Genomic DNA, 4,274 nt, shown 5'->3' on the forward strand with positions numbered 1-4,274 from the left:
GCGCTCACTGGCACCACCGGCACCAGCCGCCGCAGCCTGAGCCGTGGCACCGCAGGCAATAGCAGATCTGAGGCGCGAGCCTCGCGTCGACCAGCAGACAGGCCAGGAGCCACCAAAGCGCTCGCATCTCTCTCACCCCGATCGGACGGCGGCGGTGCGGCGTTACCGGACTGTGTGGCGGCCGTCGCACCATTGGTCGGTCACGAGGTAAGGAGACGACCTGGACGGAGTGGTTGAGACCGCCGTTTCTCACTAAATGGTGCGAAACGGTGCGGTAGGATGCCGTTCAGGCCGTCACAGTGGAGAGGTCAGCCGATGACGCCTGGCTCCGGTGAACTGATCTACCAGGAGCGCCGCCGGCGTGGTTGGAGCAAGCCCCGGCTATGCGACGAGATCCAGGCGTGGGAGTACCAACACGGAAATGGTGACGTCCTTGGCCTCAACCCAAACTATGTCCGGGAGTGGGAGAGCGGCGAACGCTCGGTCAGCGACTTCTACGCGCCGAAGCTGTCAGCGGTCCTGGGTATCCCGCTCGGAACCTTCGTCGACCGGCGCACACGCCGCGGTCGGGCGGCAGGGCCGAGCGAAGGGGGACAAGGGGGGCCAGCGTCGGCGATGGCGGCCCAAGTTGCGGGAGCTACCGCCGAAGCGTCTCTTGTGCCCCTGGGGATGCGGGAGCGGCTGCTGCAGCAGTGGGCCGACCTGGCCATGCTCGGCCCTCTCGGGCAGCGGCTGCTCGCCAAGATCCTTGAGCCTCGGAGAACTCTGATCATGGACCGGCGAACCATCATCAAGCTGCTCGGTACGGCCTCGACCGCGGCCTTGCTGGAGCTGCTGCGAGACTCTGGCGGCGTCGCCTCGGCAGAAGCCCAACCACCGCTCGTGCTCGACCCGACGAGCACGTACGTCATCGACTCGCTGGCGTTGCGCTATCAGCGCATGTACCACTCGACCGCGCCAGCCGAGCTGATGATCCCGGTCACCGCGCACCTCGAGCTGGTGGACGAGCTGGCCAGCACCGCACCCACCGGCCCGCAGCGGCAGCAAGTCCTCCGCAACCACAGCCAGGTTGCCCTGCTCGCCGGCCGCCTGTCGTTCTTCGACCTGCACGACCCAGGCACCGCACGCGCCTACTACGGCATGTCGCTGGACTCGGCCCGCGAGGCAGGCGATCCGCACCTTGAGGCGGTCACGCTTGGTCACATGAGCTTCGTAGCGGCCGCCACGCGGAGCTTCCGTGCGGCGATCGACCTGCTCGAGGGCGCTAACGAGCACGCCTCCGGGAGCACGATCGTGCCGTCGTGGTTGGCGGCCGTGGAATCCGAGATCCGCTCGAAGGCTGGCGAGACGAGCGCTGCCCTGGCCGCGGTCGAGCGCGCCGAGGCGGCACTCGTCCCCGCCAAGGAGATCCCTACCTGGATGGACTACTACGACACAACCAGGCTCAACGGCTTCAAGGGCTTCGCCTACCTTGCGGCCGGCCAGGTCGACCAAGCGGAGACGGCCCTGCAGACTGCCATCGCGTGCCTGGATGCGGGTGCGGTGAAGCAGCGCTCGGTGCTGCTGACCGACCTCGCGACCGCATATGTCCACGAGGGCGAGGTCGACAAGGGTTGTGAGCTCGCCAGCGAGGCGGCCGTGACGCTCACCCGGGCCGGGTACGAGACGAGCGCCGAGCGGCTGCGCGAATTCCGCCAACTCGTGCGGCCGTGGCAGGATCGTGGATCAGTAAAGGATCTAGATGAGCGCCTTGGGCTTGTCTGACCACGTCCGGAAGGAAACATTCCTTGCAACAGCGGCAGGAACGCGCACCGACCTTGCGTGCGGTCGTCTTTGACATCGGTGAGACGCTCATCGACGAGTCGACAGAGTATGGGGCATGGGCAGACTGGCTCGGGGTGCCTCGGCATACCTTCTCGGCCATGTTCGGCGCGGTCATCGCCCTCGGCGACGACTACCGTGACACCTTCCAGCACTTCCGACCCGGGTTCGACCTGGCGGTCGAGCGGCTCCGCCGCGAGGACGCCGGCGTCCCCGAGCACTTCGACGATTCTGACTTTTACCCGGACGTACGACCCTGCCTGACGGCGCTCAAAGAGCTAGGCTTCCTGGTCGGCGTCGCCGGCAACCAGACCGCTCGCGCTGAGCAGCTGTTGCGGCAGCTCAACCTCCCTGTGGACTTCATCGGCACGTCGGCCGGGTGGGGCGTCGAGAAGCCGTCGCCGGCGTTCTTCGAGAAGGTCATCAGCGAGTGTGGCTTTCCACCAGGCGAGATCGCTTATGTCGGAGATCGTCTCGACAACGATGTACTCCCCGCACTCAGTGCCGGCATGATTGCGGTGTTCCTACGTCGCGGGCCGTGGGGGTACATCCACGCCATGCATCCCGACTCGGCGAAGGCGCATCTGCGGGTCAAGTCACTCGACGAGCTACCTCAGCATCTCCAAGCCCTCACCACGCCTCAGCGATGAGGCTGCCATGGTTCCAGCTTGCGCATCAGGTACTCCTGTTCCGGTCGGCTGGAACCAAATGCTGGGGTATCCACGCAAGGGACACTCCCAGCAGCTATTCCGAAAGCAACTGACGTGACGTGGCAGGTTGCGGGTGACGCTGGGCCGTCGTCATGCTGGGTGGGCGCGTTCTGACCTGTGAGGACGGAATGTCGGATTCGCTGGGAGAGTTCTTCCGCAGCTTCGATGCGGCGCTCGCCAAGTGGGAGCGCGAGCAGTCGGCACCCAGCCTGGTTGAGGTCGTCCGTGAGGCCAGGCACAAGCAGCCGAGCGGCTATGCGATCGTCCAAGCCACGGTGGACTGGGAGCTGGCTGGGTTCGACAAGCTTCCCCAGCAGCGACCGATCAGCGAGGAGGACCTACGCGCCCTCTTCCCAAGCTACCTAAAGGAACTTGAGCCCAGCCGGCCAGCCACCAACCAGGCGTTCCAGCAGGGACTGGGCTGGGCATTGACCCCGCTGGGGCGTCACGGGTCACCGGTTGAGCGCTGTGTTGACGCCCTGATCGACGACTGTCCTAAGCGGGGCTTTGACGGCGTCCACGCCTGCTACTGGCTGGTCGAGGAGGCCGAGCGGCGGGGTCGGCGGGTGCCCGAGGTGGCCTGGGAGCTGTTCTTGGGCCGGGTCCGCCCCTGCGAAGCCGTCGCCGTCGGCGTTGCCGCGGTCCGGCAGGGCAAGCTTGTGGCCGCCGAGCGGGCCTACCGCGTGGCGATGGACGCCGAAGATCCCCAGGCGGGGCCGGTTGCTGCCTGCAGGCTGGGACTGCTGCGGCTGTACCAAGGCGATGCGGTCGGCGCAGAAGCGGCGTTCCGGTTGGCGGTCGCCTCGGGCCACACCGAGGCCGGGCCGGAGGCGGCGACCTGGCTTGGAGGGGTGTTGGCCCGCCGCGGCGATCCGGAGGCGGGCCGGGCGGTCCTGCGGCAGGCCGTTGCCTCCGGGCATTATCTGTATGCGCCCGAGGCGGCCATGGCGATCGGGCTGCTGCTGGCCGACCAGGGTGGGCTCCAGGAGGCCATGGCCGCGCTGGAGCAGCAAGCTGGGGCCGGTGACGAGGACCTGTCGCCGAGGGCGGCGCTGCTGCTCGGCGGGCTGCTCGGGACCCAGGGTGAGGTGGCCGGCGCCCGCGGGTTGCTTGAGCAGGCGATCGCCTCCGGGCACTTTGATGTGGCCCCGCGAGCGAGCCTGACCCTGGGGTCACTGCTGGCCAGTCAGGAGGACCCCGAGCAGGTCGGGTTCTTTGAGCAAGCGGCCGCCTCCACCCGCCGGGAGGTCGCCGCCCAGGCGGCCTTGTGCCTGGCCTCCTACCATGCCGAGCACGGCGACCTTGCCCGGACCCAGGCCGCCTACCAGCAAGCGATCGATACTGAGGATCCGGACGGGGCGCCACGGGCAGCCTTGCTGCTTGGCCGCCTTCATGAGGGCAACGGTGATGTCGATCAGGCCTGGGCTGCCTACCAGCAGGCGATCGATGCCCACCATCCGAGCTTCTCCCTCAAGGCCGCCGCCGCCCTTGGGGAGCTGCTGGCCGGCCGCGGCGATGACCGCCACGCCCATGCCGTCTGGCAGCAGGCCCTGGAGCAGCCACAACTGGATCCTGCCGCAGCGTTCAAGTTGGCGGCCGTGTGTGAGCGCTGGCGCGACCGTGAGCGTGCAGCAGCGATCTACCAGCGGGTGATCCAGTCGGGCCATCGAGGTGCTGCCCCCCTGGCGGCTGTTCAGCTCGGTCTGCTGTATGAGCGGCGGTGGCGGCGGGGGGACGCTGCCC

The 4,274-nt window shown here is 67.9% G+C and carries 3 protein-coding genes; all 3 read left to right on the forward strand.

Going from position 1 to position 4,274, the window contains the following annotated elements; translation table 11 throughout:
* The first annotated feature begins 315 nt into the window (after window positions 1-315).
* A complete protein-coding gene (locus VF468_24305) occupies window positions 316-1,764 on the forward strand; it encodes a helix-turn-helix transcriptional regulator (protein HEX5881411.1) in 1,449 nt (482 codons plus the stop codon).
* Window positions 1,765-1,787: 23 nt separating this feature from the next.
* Complete coding sequence (locus tag VF468_24310) at window positions 1,788-2,471, forward strand: HAD family hydrolase (GenBank protein HEX5881412.1); 684 nt, start codon at window positions 1,788-1,790, stop codon at window positions 2,469-2,471.
* Window positions 2,472-2,659: 188 nt separating this feature from the next.
* On the forward strand, window positions 2,660-4,274 hold a 1,615-nt coding region (locus tag VF468_24315), incomplete at its 3' end, for a tetratricopeptide repeat protein (protein HEX5881413.1).

The organism is Actinomycetota bacterium (genome assembly GCA_036280995.1).
GTDB lineage: Bacteria > Actinomycetota > CALGFH01 > CALGFH01 > CALGFH01 > CALGFH01.